General features: G+C 60.7%; 12 protein-coding genes and 3 pseudogenes. 2 read left to right on the forward strand and 13 right to left on the reverse strand.

The genetic code is table 11. The features are described from left to right. Positions 1 to 102: 102 nt before the first annotated feature. The 12 genes and pseudogenes from C1I89_RS31275 to C1I89_RS31325 form a co-directional block, all read right to left on the reverse strand. Positions 103 to 2115: a DNA topoisomerase III gene (locus C1I89_RS31275; protein WP_102776140.1), complete on the reverse strand. Its 2013-nt coding sequence runs from the start codon at positions 2113 to 2115 to the stop codon at positions 103 to 105. A 279-nt stretch (positions 2116 to 2394) separates the two neighbouring features. After that, positions 2395 to 2835, reverse strand: a complete 441-nt coding sequence (locus C1I89_RS31280) for a single-stranded DNA-binding protein (protein WP_102776141.1) — start codon at positions 2833 to 2835, stop codon at positions 2395 to 2397. Positions 2836 to 2908: 73 nt separating this feature from the next. Then, complete coding sequence (locus tag C1I89_RS31285; protein WP_102776142.1) at positions 2909 to 3436, reverse strand: DUF3158 family protein; 528 nt, start codon at positions 3434 to 3436, stop codon at positions 2909 to 2911. Next, positions 3433 to 4212: a PFL_4669 family integrating conjugative element protein gene (locus tag C1I89_RS31290; protein WP_011489281.1), complete on the reverse strand. Its 780-nt coding sequence runs from the start codon at positions 4210 to 4212 to the stop codon at positions 3433 to 3435. The genes C1I89_RS31285 and C1I89_RS31290 overlap by 4 nt, the downstream gene beginning before the upstream one ends. Before the next feature lie 331 nt (positions 4213 to 4543). Then, on the reverse strand, positions 4544 to 5788 hold the full coding sequence (locus C1I89_RS31295; RefSeq protein ID WP_102776143.1) for an STY4528 family pathogenicity island replication protein: 1245 nt from the start codon (positions 5786 to 5788) through the stop codon (positions 4544 to 4546). Between the two features lie 3 nt (positions 5789 to 5791). Further along, positions 5792 to 6352, reverse strand: a complete 561-nt coding sequence (locus C1I89_RS31300; protein ID WP_011489279.1) for a DUF2857 domain-containing protein — start codon at positions 6350 to 6352, stop codon at positions 5792 to 5794. A 15-nt stretch (positions 6353 to 6367) separates the two neighbouring features. Next, positions 6368 to 8020, reverse strand: coding sequence for a ParB family protein (locus C1I89_RS31305; protein WP_102776144.1), 1653 nt, complete (start codon positions 8018 to 8020; stop codon positions 6368 to 6370). Next, positions 8013 to 8270, reverse strand: coding sequence for a hypothetical protein (locus C1I89_RS31310; protein ID WP_003460282.1), 258 nt, complete (start codon positions 8268 to 8270; stop codon positions 8013 to 8015). The genes C1I89_RS31305 and C1I89_RS31310 overlap by 8 nt, the downstream gene beginning before the upstream one ends. A 406-nt stretch (positions 8271 to 8676) precedes the next feature. Continuing rightward, positions 8677 to 9446, reverse strand: a pseudogene (locus C1I89_RS34725) (ParA family protein); the annotation flags it as partial. Positions 9447 to 9489: 43 nt separating this feature from the next. Beyond that, positions 9490 to 9561, reverse strand: coding sequence for a hypothetical protein (locus C1I89_RS36065; protein ID WP_440130679.1), 72 nt, complete (start codon positions 9559 to 9561; stop codon positions 9490 to 9492). Positions 9562 to 9629: 68 nt separating this feature from the next. Then, a pseudogene (locus C1I89_RS36070) lies at positions 9630 to 9719 on the reverse strand (AlpA family transcriptional regulator); the annotation flags it as partial. A 118-nt stretch (positions 9720 to 9837) separates the two neighbouring features. Then, positions 9838 to 10584: a hypothetical protein gene (locus C1I89_RS31325; protein ID WP_102776145.1), complete on the reverse strand. Its 747-nt coding sequence runs from the start codon at positions 10582 to 10584 to the stop codon at positions 9838 to 9840. 277 nt (positions 10585 to 10861) lie between these two features. Here C1I89_RS31325 and C1I89_RS31330 point away from each other — a divergent pair, with 277 nt between their 5' ends. Together C1I89_RS31330 and C1I89_RS31335 are read left to right on the forward strand one after the other, a co-directional pair. Continuing rightward, positions 10862 to 11827 (forward strand): IS5 family transposase, encoded by a 966-nt coding sequence (locus tag C1I89_RS31330; RefSeq protein ID WP_102770808.1) that lies wholly within the window; start codon positions 10862 to 10864, stop codon positions 11825 to 11827. A gap of 1165 nt (positions 11828 to 12992) precedes the next feature. Further along, positions 12993 to 13307: pseudogene (locus C1I89_RS31335) on the forward strand (FAD/NAD(P)-binding protein); the annotation flags it as partial. Between the two features lie 158 nt (positions 13308 to 13465). Here C1I89_RS31335 and C1I89_RS31340 read toward each other — a convergent pair. Next, positions 13466 to 14431 (reverse strand): IS5 family transposase, encoded by a 966-nt coding sequence (locus C1I89_RS31340; protein ID WP_102770808.1) that lies wholly within the window; start codon positions 14429 to 14431, stop codon positions 13466 to 13468. Between the last annotated feature and the right edge of the window lie 51 nt (positions 14432 to 14482).

Here is a 14482-nt window from a genome sequence, read left to right on the forward strand (position 1 = left end):
GCACGGATCAAGAAGGCGTTGCGCGCTGGGCGTCCCGCAGGGCGTGCGGGACAAGGGCCACGCCGCCGATGGCGGGCACGGCTCACGGGGAACGGGGTCGGGTCAGGAACCTTGGCGGCCGCTGCGGCGCGGGCGCGAGGCACCGCGCTTGGACGTGCCGGATTCGACCGGCAGCGTGCCTTTGCAGTCGGGGTAACGACTGCACGACCAAAACGGGCCGCTCTTGCCGCTGCGCTGACGCGTGGGTGCGCCGCACTGCGGGCATGCCGGCCCTTGGGGAACCTTGATGGACAGGGACGCGATGCTGTACTGCGCGATCAACTGCGAAATCCATGCAGCCTGCTTTCCGATGAATACGTCCAGCGTAAGCTGTCCAGCTTCGATCATGTCGAGCGCCTGTTCCCAGACAGCGGTAGTGCCAGGGTCGGCGATCGCCGCGGGCACGGCGTCGATCAGTGTGAAAGCAGCATCGGATGCGCGGATGGCGCGTCCCTTCTTCACGATATAGCCGCGTGCGATCAGGCCGCTGATGATGTTGGCTCGCGTCGCTTCGGTGCCGATGCCGACCGTGTCCCTGAGCTTCTGCTTCAGGCGCGGGTCCGTCACCAGCTTGGCGACTCCCTTCATGGATTTGACAAGTTCGCCCTGCGTGTACGGCCTGGGTGGCAGCGTTTTGAGCGCCTTCAGATCGACGTCGGCCACCAGACATGCCAAGCCCTCGCGCAGCGCGGGAAGCACCTGGCTGCGCGCCGCAGCGTCGCCGTCCTCGTCGGGCTGAGGCTCGGTCAGTACCAGGCGCCAGCCCTTCACCACGACCTGCTTGCCCGTGGCCGCCAGTTTCTGCTGGCCGCAGGCTAGGTTCGCCACAGTGCGGTCGAACTCGTGGTGAGGGAGGAACTGCGCAAGGTAATGCGCCCGGATCAGCCGGTACACCGCCAACTCCTTCTCGCTCATGGCCGAGAGGTTCGCCGGTTCGAGGGTCGGGATGATGCCGTGGTGCGCCGTGACCTTGCTGTCGTTCCATGCACGCGAGCGCTGGGAGCGGTCGAGCTGGTCCATGATCGGGCGCAGCGAGGGATCGGTCTTGAGCAGACTGTCGAGAACCATGGACACCTCGGCGAACATGCTTTCGGGCAGATAGCCGGAATCCGAGCGCGGGTACGTCGTGGCCTTGTGGGTCTCGTAGAGGGCTTGAGCGATCTCCAGGGTTTCTTGCACGTCCAGCCCAAGCTGCTTGGAACAAACCTCCTGAAGCGTGCCCAGGTCGAACAGCAGCGGCGGGCCTTCGCGCACGCGCTCGGTCTCGACCGACACCACCTGCGCGCTGCCCGCGCCGCGGATATGCTGCGCGGCCTGCTGTGCGACCGGCTGCTGCAGGCAGCGGCCCGTGTCGTCGGTGTAGGCATCGGGCGGAACCCATTGCGCGGTGAAAGACTGGCCGCTTGCGGACAGGGACACGTCGATGGCCCAGTACGGTACGGACACGAAGGCCGCAATTTCGCGGTCGCGGTCCACCACGAGCTTGAGCGTCGGTGTCTGCACCCGGCCGACCGACAGCACGCCGTCGTAGCCCGCTTGTCGACCGAGCACGGTGAACAGGCGGCTGAGGTTCATTCCCACGAGCCAGTCGGCCCGCGATCGTGCCAGCGCCGAGTAGTACATCGGCAGCGTCTCGGCCGATGGCCTGAGCTTGCCCAGCGCGGCGCGGATGGACGCATCGTTGAGTGCCGACAACCATAGCCGCTCGATGGAGCCGCGGTAGCCGCACAGTTCGATGATCTCGCGAGCGATCAACTCGCCTTCGCGGTCGGCATCGGTGGCGATGACAAGCTGGGTCGCCTTCGCCAGAAGCGCCTTGACGACCTTGAATTGCGTGGCGGTCTTCGGTTTGACCTCGACCCGCCACTGCTGGGGAATGATGGGCAACTGCTCGATGGACCAGCGCTTCAACTGCTCGTCGTAGGCTTCGGGCGCAGCGGCTTCTACGAGATGGCCGATGCACCAGGTGACAGTGACGCCGGAACCATTGAGACAGCCTTCACCGCGCTGCGTGGCACCGAGAATCCGGCCAATGTCTTTGCCCTGGGAGGGCTTCTCGCACAAGAACAGCCGCATGTCGGTCCATCCGATTTCCGTGGTTCATTGGGTTGCTGGAATCGAGGATGCCGAGCGCTACCAAGGGCAGCAGCAAACAAGCCGCATGCGGTGGCGACCACTTTCACGGAATGGGGTGGCGTGTGCGAGGAAGGCGCGTGGTCGGACGTGCGCGTGCCGGAAGCCGCGATTGTCGGGAGCGCGTGGAATTCGGTGGACGTTGATGGAGCTATCCCCTGGGGATAGCTCGCGGCACATGGAGGGCGGCTAAGCACCGCGGCAGCCGCCCTCCGTGCCGGGTCACTTCCTGCGCTTCGTCTCTTTCGGCGCGGTCGATTCCTGGTCGGCCTGCGGCTTCGGTTCTGCCTCCTGTGGCTTCGGGCTGAGGACCACAGACTCGATGCGGTACGGCAGAATGCCGACGCTGCGCGCGTTGACTTGCCAGGTCTCGCGTGGCTGATCTTCGTTGTCCGTCCAGGGCTCGCGCTCCATGCGGCCGATCACCAGCACCCGCATACCCTTCTGGTAGAGGCGCTGCCAGTGCTCGGCGTCGCGGTGCCAGATTTCCACCGGCGCCCAGAAGCCGCCACGGTCCTCAAAGGTGCCATCCTTCTTGGGAACGGGGTTATCGAAATAGACGTTCAGGCGCAGCAGGCGGCTGGGTTCGTCGTTGCCATTGGTGAATTCGCGGTACTCCGGTGGCGAGCCGATGTTGCCTTCGCCGATGAATTGTGTGCTCATGGTGCAATCTCCGTGGTGGTTGAAATTCCCGTGCCTCATCGGCGTCGGGCGCGTACTCGGATGGCTGGCGCAATCACTGATCGCGCACTGCGACAGAAACGGACGCGAGCCGGCACAGGTAGGTGTTGTCCGCCTCGGCCGCTTTGCTGGCGCATTCCTGTGCTTGCCTGCCCAGGGTGTGCAGCAGGCTTATCTGCATGTTTAGCGTGATGCGCTGCAATTCGATTGCATGCAGGTCGTGCAGCAGGTTGACCGGCGTGCTGGAGCCGGCGATCAGCTGCTGCCACAGGGCCACGCCCATGGCCGAGCGATCGTGCTTGCGCCAGCGAAGAAAGGCTGTGCCTGCGCCAGTGGTCTGCTGGGCCAGCTCGACGGGAAGCAGGTGGAAGGGATGCCCGCACGCCTGTGGCAGCACCTGTCGCTGCGCCAAGCCAATCAGTTCGTCGCGCATGGCGAAGCACTGGCTGGCCCAGGCCTCGAAGTCCCCTTTACCTTTAAAGGGCTTTAAAAGGCCTTTTAGAGAGGCCGCGTGTTCCAGCCGCATGAAGGCTTCCTGTTGCAGGCCCCGGAAGTAGCGGATCGGTTGGTTCAGATCGCTCATGCCGGTTCGTCCTCACCGGCTGCGGTTTCGGATGGCTCGGCGGTGATGGCTTCATCGCCGGACGGAGGCGCTGCGGCAGAACCATCGCTGCGCTGTTGCAGGCCACGGCGCGCGATGGGGGGCGCAAACTTCGAACGGCGTGTGCCTTCGAGCACCTCCTGGGGCAGTTCGCCGAACTTCTCCAGCGCCGCCCGCGCTGCGGCATTTTTGGCCGCGAAGTCGTCGCGGGTGCAGCCCGAGTAGCGGTACTGCTGCGCCAGACTGAACAGGCTGCGCAGCGCGTGGGCGCCTTCGTTGAGCCAGCGCTCCAATGTCGAGCGATCGATCAGCGCGGTGTGATGGGCGAGGATCAACTTGCGGGCGATGTCGTCGTAGTCGGCCAGGAGATAGACCGCCGCGAAGCCGAGCTGCGCGTTCACAAACAAGGGGAGCTTCACCGGCTGCACGTTGAGGTTTTCGCCCAGGCTCAATGCTGCGGGTACGCCGGCCAGCGCCTGATCAACTTGCTCGCGCAGCGATTGCAGCGTGGATTTGGTCTGATCGAGCTTTTCCTCGATGCGCAACATCCACCAGTCGCTGTACGGGTCGTCTTGCTCCGATCCGCGCTTCATCTTGTTCATCACGGCGATGTAGCCGTTGAGCCCGACAATGCCCGGCCGCCCCTCAGCGGCGGCACGCCCGTGCCAGATGCGCGAGGCGTGGTGGGTGTGAAGCGTCAGCGACATCGCGCTGCGCAAGGAGCCGAGATTGAGTTGTAAAGGTTCGTTGGTTGCCATGGTGACCGCCCGCTGTGGAAAAGGAGCCGTCAGGATCGGCACGCAACGGAAGGCAGTCAGTCAACAAACCGAAATGAATCAGTCCCCGGTTGTCGTGGCAGTCCCAGCCCGAGGCACGAGCTATCCCCAGGGGATAGCTCCATCAAACGCCATGGAGCGCTGTTCGCGCGAATGGTCAGCGTCGCTCCTGAAACCGGCGCCATTGCAGTGCAGTGGACGAAAGTACCAGGCCGTACCTGTCGGCGTTACGCCTTGCATTACATTTATCCCCTGGGGATAGCTCTACTGACGGCCACGGATGTCTGCCTCATGACCATGCCGCTCGTAACGATCAGCTCTTGCGCAGAAGGTCACGCAGCCGTTCGATGTGCTGTTTGGCCACCTCGGGTGGAACCACATTGCGTGGTGCCTCAGACTGCGCATCTCGCGCGGCGGTGGGGTGTGCTGTCGCGCCAGCCTGCTTGGCCCACGCGTTGAACTCGCCACGGATGGCGCGCTGGATGATGCCGAACAGGTAGCCGGCCGGGTTGCGGATGGTGTTGCCGCGACAACGATCGGCCCATTCGTCCAGCACGGCCTGACGCAGCGGGACATCGACCTGCTGCAATGCCACCATCGCCCCGGCCTGCTGCTCTTCTTTCAAACCAAGGAAGCGATCAGGCAAGCGGACACCTTGCATCGCGCGCGCCTGCCCACGCTCGCGCGCGGTAGTACGTACTTCATTAATACGACTACTACGTACAGTACGGTCCTGCTTCGGATTCCAAAGAGAGCCGTCTGACGCGGGTTTCGGCCCTGCTTCGGATTCCGAAGACGGGTGCTCGGGATTCCGAAGAAGGCTTGGAGCCCCTTCTTCGGAATCGTGAACCATGTCCTCCTGTGGATAACTCTCTTGCGTCCCGATGCCCTGGCTGGCGAGGCGTTCGGCAAGGACCTGCAGCCGCGAGGGCAGCGTGCGGCCGGACAGCAACGGGTCTTTGGCGATCTCCTTGAGGGTGTGCAGGCCCACGACCTGAACGGCCTTGGCCGAGTGGCCCAGAGCCTGGCTGACGAGCTGCAAGTAGTCCGCGTCGAGCTGCATCGCCTCGAATGGAGTCAAGGGCTCGTCGTGTAGAACATAGAGGTTGCCGAGAATACGGCCGGTTTTGGGGTCGCGTCTGCGCCGCACGAGACTCAACCAGCGTGTCAGGCGCAACAGCGTCAGCTCGCGTGCGACGGTCTCGTGGGAGGCTTGTCCAGCGCAGGGTGTTGAAGCGAGCCATGGTCGAAGTTGCTCATACGTCGGAAACGCAGTGACGCCATCCTCGTTGAGCATCATCCGAAACACTTGCCACGCATTGCGCTCCAGCGGTGTTAGGCGTCGGTCGAGAAAGAGCCGCCGCGGCACGCTCTCGTGCCGATTGCCGCTGAAAAGGAAACCGTCACCAGATGTTGACTCAGGCGACGGTGCAGATGCGGGTGCGGATGTGGGCGCGCGGGGTTTGGGCGCAAGGTCTTTCAGCGCGCTGTCGAACAGATCAGCGAGGGCGACGGGGCCATGGCGTGATGCTCGTGGTGCTGAGTCATCCACGGCCATAACTCAACCCAATCCTTGATCGATCCAGCCTTTGATCGCAGCCCAGACCACCGACAGCGGCAGTTCCATGCCTTCGGCGAGGTCCATTGCCGCATCAAGGACCGAGGTTTCGTCCTCCAGATCGACATTCCTGCTGCTGGTCACGGCCTTCCAGCGCCGCCACAGTTCCGTGTCCTGCTCCTCGTCTAGAACCGGATGGCGACCCTTGCGTTTGGGCAGACCGAGAACTTCGCGTCGTAGCGCGACTTCCTGATGCGTAAGCCCGTAGAAGCGACTCACCATTTCTGTACTGGCGCCCAGACGCAGCATGCGATCGACGGTGGCGATCTCCTTCTCCACGTCCTGCGCCTGCTTGAGCAAGCGTCGGAGCACTTCGCGGTTCACGGAGACAGAGCACCAGGAGACGTTGGCATTGGCCAACACGCTGATCAGCGCCGGGTGCTTGAGCGCGTCCAACTCTTCCTCCCCGAACCCCATCGCCTTGCATCGACGCAATTGGCCGTTGCGCAGGTCGTAGAGCGCCTGGGCGAGGACGGCCTGATTGAGTGGGTTCGGTGCGGACATGCTGGCATCCCTCGCTCAGGTCCCAGAACCGACAGCGCCGGCTTCCAGGTCCAGTAGGCGTCGGGCCAACCGCAGCAGTCGGAACAGCTTGACCAGCGCGGTGTCGCTCAATCGCAAGGCCGCATCGTCCTGGCCGTGCAGCAGTGCCGGCAGGTCGTTAACGATTTGCCCGCTGTCCAAGCCAACGTCGGCCGGCGGCTGACCGGCCAGAGAAACCAGCAGCGCGAGCACGGCGCGTCCCAGGGGCGACGAAGGCCGGGCCTGGGCGCGGCACGCGAACCCGATGCCATCGGGACGATCCGCGACGTACTCGTCCAGCTCGGCCTCGCCTGCGATCTCGCGCGCGAACTGCGCGATGTGGATGCGTAGCCGATCGGGCGTATCCAGTCCAGGGTCGATATACCAGATGTCCGAGATGGGATAGAGGCCACCGGCCTGCACTGGAATCGACTGCAATACGTTCGCTGAGAAATCGGGCGGTAGCGCATCGCCTAACTGATCGGCGACCATGCGCTGGATGGACTGGAGCCGCTCCGTCGTTGGTGCCGGGGAGATGATGTGCTCCTGAAGCAAATCGCCGACCCCTGCCGTAGGGCTAGCCGCGGAGGCCTCCCTCGGAGCCGTGTCGTCCTCGCGCCGCGTAGGCGCGGCCGCTGCATGGCCTGGACGTGGTGCAGGCGTGATAGTGGATGGTGCTGATTCAACCGGCGGTCGCGCGATGGCCCCAGGCTCAGGCAATGCGGGCGGCGCTGATGGCGGCGTCGGGTCGCTGACCAACGCACGGTGACGGCTCTCCGATTCAGTCAGGTCCAGCGCCAGTACGTCGTAGTCGATGCCCAGCAATTCGGACATCTGGCCGATCAGCTCGTCTTGCACTCGCTGCGGCGAAAACTCGTCAGCCTGCGTGTCGAATTGCGACAGCACTTCCTGAAAGAAGCCGTCGAAATCCAGAGGAAGAGAGCGGCCTTTGGCGTACTGCTCCCAGGTGCGTTCACAGGCCTTGCGCATGACCGATAGCCGCTCGACCTGGTGGCGGCCCAATCCGCCATAGAGCACGGTCGGGATCGCGGGTAGCAGATAGCGGACCGCATCGACCATGCGGCTGATGTGCGACTGCTGTACCGGGTAGCCATCGGCGGCCAGGCGGCGAGCCAGTTCGGATTGGCTCAGCGTGGTGCCGCTTTCCTCTTCGTAGAACTCACGCGCTTTCTCGACGCCGAGGGCTCGCTCGATGAACGTCAGGCCGCCGCGTAGCTCGTTCTCCGCAAGGTGCCCGGTCAATGCGACGATCTCGCCACGTGTGGGCCAGGGGCGGAACAGGCACGATATGCGGAAGAATCGCTCGTCCTTGGTCTCCGACCAGAGTTCACGCAGGATCGCCAGCCGCGTGTTGCCGCCGTTGCGGATGATGTAGTGATCTTCGCCTGGACGGCGCGTGATGGCCGGCGCCGCATCCAGGCCGCGTTCACGGATGGAAGCCTTGATTTCCTCGTAGGCGGAATTGCGCTTCTTGCGTGGATCGTGATCGTAGGGACGCAACTGGTCTAACGTCACGACCATCGGCGTGTCGACAATCGGGTCGCTCAAGGCGGTGGCCGATGGACCGCTACGTTCGAACCCGGCGGCAAGCAGCTTTCCAGCCATGTCCTGGGACCTCATATCAGCCATGGCCGCATTCCTTTACGCTGGCGGCCTGGGCTTGGGCCTGGCGCTCGGCACGGCGGATCTGCGCGCGGGCGTTGAGGGTCGCCCGGTGGTCGCTCGCGGTCGAGCTGGTGTAGATCGCGGCGCAGCCGACCTTGGTGAACTTGAGGTGTCCACCCGGTGTGCGTTTGACGTGCCAGCCTTCGCTGATCGCAAATTCGATCAGGACGCGTAGCCGCTTGTGGCCGCGGGCCAGTTCATGTGCGCTTGCCATGCTGCCTCCCAGTCTCAGAAGGACGCTGCGGGCGGCCGGACACGAAGGCCAATTGATCCTGCCATTGCGGGAACAACTCGCTGGCAAGGGCGCGCATGGTGTCGAGCGCGGCTGGCGCGACTCTGCCCGGTGGCTGTCGGTACTCCACGCGATGCACCGGCAGGCCGCGGGTCGCAGCGCGCGGATAGGCTTCGATAGCCGGCACGTCAGTACCCAGCACACGGATGCCGACATGCTCCTGGAACAGGTCGCGCAGGGCCTGCTGGATCAGCCGCGCGTTGGCGGACACGGGGTGGACGCGGTTGATGAGCAGGTGCAGCGGCGGCGGTTCGATGCCGAGGTGTCGGTACGGCGCGATGTCCTCCAGCAACTGCATGGTGCCGCGCCGCAACTCGCGGGCCGCGAGGATTTCCGGGGNAAGGGCGCGCATGGTGTCGAGCGCGGCTGGCGCGACTCTGCCCGGTGGCTGTCGGTACTCCACGCGATGCACCGGCAGGCCGCGGGTCGCAGCGCGCGGATAGGCTTCGATAGCCGGCACGTCAGTACCCAGCACACGGATGCCGACATGCTCCTGGAACAGGTCGCGCAGGGCCTGCTGGATCAGCCGCGCGTTGGCGGACACGGGGTGGACGCGGTTGATGAGCAGGTGCAGCGGCGGCGGTTCGATGCCGAGGTGTCGGTACGGCGCGATGTCCTCCAGCAACTGCATGGTGCCGCGCCGCAACTCGCGGGCCGCGAGGATTTCCGGGGTCACGGGCGACAGCGCAAGATCGGAGGCGAGCACGGCCATCTCCAGCAAGACGCTGCGCGCGCCCTGGGTGTCGATCAACAACAGGTCATAGAGAGGCGCCAGCACCGGCAACAGATGGCGTAACCGCAGACGCCCGTCCGGCGCATGCAGCAGCAAGGTGTTCAGTTCGCCTCGGTGGTCGTTGGAGAGCACCAGGTCCAGGCCCGCGATGCTCGTGCGGGACACGAGCCGGTTGAGATCGCGCTCGTTGAAAGCCAGCAGCTCGTAGATGCCGCCAGGCGCGCGGTGGGCCAGCTCGTAGTAGGAGGACAACGTGGGCTGCACGTCGANNGCAAGCCCGCGTCGGCGGCAAGCCCGCCGAGGTTGGCGGCGGTGGTCGTTTTGCCGACACCGCCCTTGGTCGAGATAATGGATACAACCTGCATGACGCTCTCCGTCAGGGGATAGGGAATTCCGAGGGAGAGCGAGTCACGTACGGTTATTGACGCGTTCGGCGATCCACTGGTCGATCTCAATCGAGTCCCAACCCACTGCGCGCACGCCCAGGCGCAGCGCCTGGGGAAACTGGCGCNNNNGGGAAACTGGCGCTTTTTCATCAGGTTGTAGATGTGGGCGCGTTTGAAGCCAGACTTGGCTTCGACTTCATCTAGCCGCAGGATGCGGCGCTCGTTCGGATGCAGTACAGGTGTTTGCGACATGGCGGTCACTCCTGAACGCTCAGTGGCGTTTGTTGACGTGACCTCTATTCAATAGACATAGCTGCAGAAAGACATTGCAAATGCAATCTCCGCGACTGCATATACAAGCTGGCAAACTTCAAACGGCTGCGCTACGCAACCGCCGCCTTGCCGTGGCGAACTTGCCATTCAACGTCCGCTCTGCGATGCCCATGGCCCCGCTGTGATGAGCCACCAATGCGCTCACCACGGCCTCCTGGGTCTTGAAACTGGAATACGGTGTGCCCGATGGAGACAGGCCGAGCATCAGGTCCAGCATTCCGCCGATGATGTTCAGATAGGTGGCCTCGGCTCGATCGCTGATCGGGCAACGAGCGCAGGCAGGAATCATGGTGGACTGCTTGAGAAGAGCGTCGTATTTCTCCTGTAATTCGTTCAGTTGGCCCTTGCATTGCTCCAAGGCGGATTTAAGGGCCAGCCGCTCGACGAGCATGGCTTGCCCTGTTTCTAGTGTGATGATGGGATGCGCTATACGCTCGCTGCGACTAAAGAGGAACCCTGGTCGGTGCTCTGGATAGTGTTCCCGCATCCATCGCTTAAGGTCTACGTGTCGCACGGTCAGGTGCGGGGAATCCCAAAGCGAATTGTCATTCAACGTAATACCTTCGCGGCCATATGCGAGTTCTCCGTTCTGGATTGCGTCATATATTCGCTCCAAGAACAAACGAAGCTCATTCCATCTCGGACAGTCAATCGACTTCGGCAAATGTCGGGATGAAGAGATTGACGGCAGAATTTCGTTCGTGTACCTCAACAAACCGGCCCAGCGTATAGCTGCTTCGATGGGAAGATAGTAGACTTTTGAAATAGGGGGACTATCGTGCATGCATCCATCTCCTATTGCGTTCTCTAAATCATTCGCTATAAGTCAGATAATTTCCGACTTTCTGATATTGATTTTTCGAGAGCCTTAAGAACTAGCTGGCGCCGTGCACACGTATTTAAAATGTCATCGTTTCGTCGAAAATATGAGCTAACTTATGTTCGATCGACGAGCGCCAATCCAGGTCATGACGGAATGTTCAACTAGGGAACCTCTGAACAAGTCCAACGAACCTGTCAGAATATAAGTTATTGAAAACAGTCCGATCCGAGTGAACCCGATGAGCCAGTTGAGTTTTTCCGAAGCCGAGTACGTTGGCAAACGCAAGAAAACGCGCCGTGAGAAGTTTCTGGCCAAGATGGAGCGTGCGGTGCCGTGGAAGCTCTTTGCCGATCTGGTCGATCCGCATTACCCCAAACCGGGCATCGGTCGTCCACCGTATCCGCTGGAAACGATGCTGCGCATCTACTTCATGCAACTGTGGTTTTCGCTGTCGGACCCGGCCATGGAAGAGACGCTGTACGACAGCTTTTCGATGCGCCAGTTTGCCAAACTGCCTGGAGGTCGTGTGCCGGACGAGACCACCATTTTGAACTTCCGTCATCTGCTCGAGCAGCACAACATTGCCGACCAAGCGCTTGAGGCGGTCAACCTGCTGTTGCAGGATCAAGGCATTCAGGTGCGCAAAGGCACCATTGTGGACGCCACAATTATCGATGCACCCAGCTCGACCAAGAACGCCAGCGGCACGCGGGACCCCGAGATGCATCAGACCAAAAAGGGAAACCAGTGGCACTTTGGGATGAAGGCCCACATTGGGGTTGATCTTCACAGCGGGCTGGTCCACACGGTGGTGGGCACCGCTGCCAATGAGCATGATGTTACTCAGGCGGCTGCGTTGCTGCATGGTGAAGAAACGTTGGCTTTTGGCGATGCCGGTTATCAAGGCGTAGACAAACGACCCGAGCACCAAGGGCGTGACGTAACCTGGCACATTGCCATGCGCCCCGGCAAACGGCGCGCCTTGGGTAACAGCGCAATTGATCGTTTGACGCAAAACATTGAGCGGGCCAAATCCAGTCTTCGAGCCAAGGTTGAGCATCCGTTTCGTGTCATCAAATGCCAATTCGGGTTTCGTAAAGTCAGATTCCGTGGACTGGCCAAGAACACTGCGCATTTGAAAATGTTGTTTACGCTGTCCAATATCTGGATGGCACGCCGCCCGTTGACGGCGGTGGCAGGGTAAGTGCGCCCAAAAAGCGCCAACAGGCCCGAAAACGGGCCTGATCGGGGTGCAAACAACCCGAAAGTGGCGATGATTTGAGCAGTTTTTAACCATTTTTGAATACTTTGGTCATGAGGTCGATTTTTGGATGTTTGAAATCGAGTTCTTCAGACCTTCCCTAGCTCGACATTTACTTTGCGCACCTACGTGAGGGTTATCGCTAGACCCATATTCGACAAGCCTGAATTTTCATAACTGCTTGGCTACACAGGTCTAAGAACGTGGGCCTTGCGCTTCTCGATGTAGATTCCGGGGCGGAAATGCAGCTTTCAGGCAGATGCGAAGCTGGGTCGGGCCTGGGATGAATGCTGATAGATGAAATAAAAATAATGGAGATGCGAGACCAAATCAGGTTTGAATCTCCGAATCCAAGGTCAATGGTGTTTAGCCATTGCGAGCTTCGGCTGCGGAACTGGGACATGCGTCGGTATCGTTTGGTGAATTTTTCTGAGCCTATCGCCCCACCTCTGGACAGATGCTATAATGAGGCACGCTACACGTGCGTCTGACAAATTGCGTCAGGCCAGTTGACGAAAAGAACGATAGGATCTTCTTTCAGATGAATTTTTCCGCGATGTCCAACCTCCGTTGGTGGTGGCGCTTCTCATAGAAGCGGCACGTCGCTGCGGCATCGCGCCGCACCTTGCCGCCGAACCGGCAAGGCTCAGTGTCATCGCGCTCCCGGCAAGGCGGCTCCCAATTTCAAGGAGACTGCTTTCATGCCCACACTTTCTTATCTCTTGAGCTTCTTCCTGCCCGTCCTCTCGACGGATCGGAACGTAGAGATATGCGCGTTCATCCAGAAGCGACTGATCGCTGCATGCGCCGTTGCCACCCAGCACTCCGACGGCGACCATCGTGACCTACAAACACTGCTCCAAGCGGGATCATGGCGCCGCTCGATGATGGAAACGCTTATGCCGAGGCAATCCAGCGCCAATGTGTGTAATAGAGTGTGTAATGGAGCATGTGTGTAATGAATAAATTTTTTAAAATCAATAGGTTATGATGGCTAGGCTTCTGATGATCGATATTCCAAATTGAAACACCGCCAAATGTAAGAAGGCCTTTGTGAATTCAAAACACTCAATGTAGACTATCCAAAATTCATCATCTGTTGAATACCATGGCGAAACCAGTACGGATCGTGATCGTAGGCGGCGGCATCGCGGGACTGATGTTGGCCACCCGACTCGGAGACCAGCTCGGGCGCAGCGGCGATGCGCACGTCACACTCATCGATAGAAGCCCGACGCATATCTGGAAGCCCATGCTCCACACCATTGCGGCGGGAACCCGCAACGTGCAGCAACAGCAAGTCATTTATCTTGCCCATGCGCGCGACCATGGATTTCAGTATCAGTTCGGAGAAATGCATGGTCTAGATCGGGCCACTGGATCAATCCAGTTAGGCGAGATAAGAACACCGACTGGCGAGCTAAGGAAGGTCTGAAGAACTCGATTTCAAACATCCAAAAATCGACCTCATGACCAAAGTATTCAAAAATGGTTAAAAACTGCTCAAATCATCGCCACTTTCGGGTTGTTTGCACCCCGATCAGGCCCGTTTTCGGGCCTGTTGGCGCTTTTTGGGCGCACTTACCCTGCCACCGCCGTCAACGGGCGGCGTGCCATCCAGATATTGGACAGCGTAAACAACATTTTCAAATGCGCAGTGTTCTTGGCCAGTCCACGGAATCTGACTTTACGAAACCCGAATTGGCATTTGATGACACGAAACGGATGCTCAACCTTGGCTCGAAGACTGGATTTGGCCCGCTCAATGTTTTGCGTCAAACGATCAATTGCGCTGTTACCCAAGGCGCGCCGTTTGCCGGGGCGCATGGCAATGTGCCAGGTTACGTCACGCCCTTGGTGCTCGGGTCGTTTGTCTACGCCTTGATAACCGGCATCGCCAAAAGCCAACGTTTCTTCACCATGCAGCAACGCAGCCGCCTGAGTAACATCATGCTCATTGGCAGCGGTGCCCACCACCGTGTGGACCAGCCCGCTGTGAAGATCAACCCCAATGTGGGCCTTCATCCCAAAGTGCCACTGGTTTCCCTTTTTGGTCTGATGCATCTCGGGGTCCCGCGTGCCGCTGGCGTTCTTGGTCGAGCTGGGTGCATCGATAATTGTGGCGTCCACAATGGTGCCTTTGCGCACCTGAATGCCTTGATCCTGCAACAGCAGGTTGACCGCCTCAAGCGCTTGGTCGGCAATGTTGTGCTGCTCGAGCAGATGACGGAAGTTCAAAATGGTGGTCTCGTCCGGCACACGACCTCCAGGCAGTTTGGCAAACTGGCGCATCGAAAAGCTGTCGTACAGCGTCTCTTCCATGGCCGGGTCCGACAGCGAAAACCACAGTTGCATGAAGTAGATGCGCAGCATCGTTTCCAGCGGATACGGTGGACGACCGATGCCCGGTTTGGGGTAATGCGGATCGACCAGATCGGCAAAGAGCTTCCACGGCACCGCACGCTCCATCTTGGCCAGAAACTTCTCACGGCGCGTTTTCTTGCGTTTGCCAACGTACTCGGCTTCGGAAAAACTCAACTGGCTCATCGGGTTCACTCGGATCGGACTGTTTTCAATAACTTATATTCTGACAGGTTC

The sequence above is a fragment of the Achromobacter pulmonis genome (genome assembly GCF_002885955.2).
GTDB lineage: Bacteria > Pseudomonadota > Gammaproteobacteria > Burkholderiales > Burkholderiaceae_B > Achromobacter > Achromobacter pulmonis_A.

Bases quoted from the DNA above. Each gene is read 5' to 3' on its own strand.
- C1I89_RS31285 (WP_102776142.1), bottom strand. From the start codon at position 3,436: ATGAGCGATCTGAACCAACCGATCCGCTACTTCCGGGGCCTGCAACAG.
- C1I89_RS31275 (WP_102776140.1), bottom strand. From the start codon at position 2,115: ATGCGGCTGTTCTTGTGCGAGAAGCCCTCCCAGGGCAAAGACATTGGC.
- C1I89_RS31305 (WP_102776144.1), bottom strand. From the start codon at position 8,020: ATGGCTGATATGAGGTCCCAGGACATGGCTGGAAAGCTGCTTGCCGCC.
- C1I89_RS31330 (WP_102770808.1), top strand. From the start codon at position 10,862: ATGAGCCAGTTGAGTTTTTCCGAAGCCGAGTACGTTGGCAAACGCAAG.
- C1I89_RS31300 (WP_011489279.1), bottom strand. From the start codon at position 6,352: ATGTCCGCACCGAACCCACTCAATCAGGCCGTCCTCGCCCAGGCGCTC.
- C1I89_RS31310 (WP_003460282.1), bottom strand. From the start codon at position 8,270: ATGGCAAGCGCACATGAACTGGCCCGCGGCCACAAGCGGCTACGCGTC.
- C1I89_RS31325 (WP_102776145.1), bottom strand. From the start codon at position 10,584: ATGCACGATAGTCCCCCTATTTCAAAAGTCTACTATCTTCCCATCGAA.
- C1I89_RS31280 (WP_102776141.1), bottom strand. From the start codon at position 2,835: ATGAGCACACAATTCATCGGCGAAGGCAACATCGGCTCGCCACCGGAG.
- C1I89_RS31295 (WP_102776143.1), bottom strand. From the start codon at position 5,788: ATGGCCGTGGATGACTCAGCACCACGAGCATCACGCCATGGCCCCGTC.
- C1I89_RS31290 (WP_011489281.1), bottom strand. From the start codon at position 4,212: ATGGCAACCAACGAACCTTTACAACTCAATCTCGGCTCCTTGCGCAGC.
- C1I89_RS31340 (WP_102770808.1), bottom strand. From the start codon at position 14,431: ATGAGCCAGTTGAGTTTTTCCGAAGCCGAGTACGTTGGCAAACGCAAG.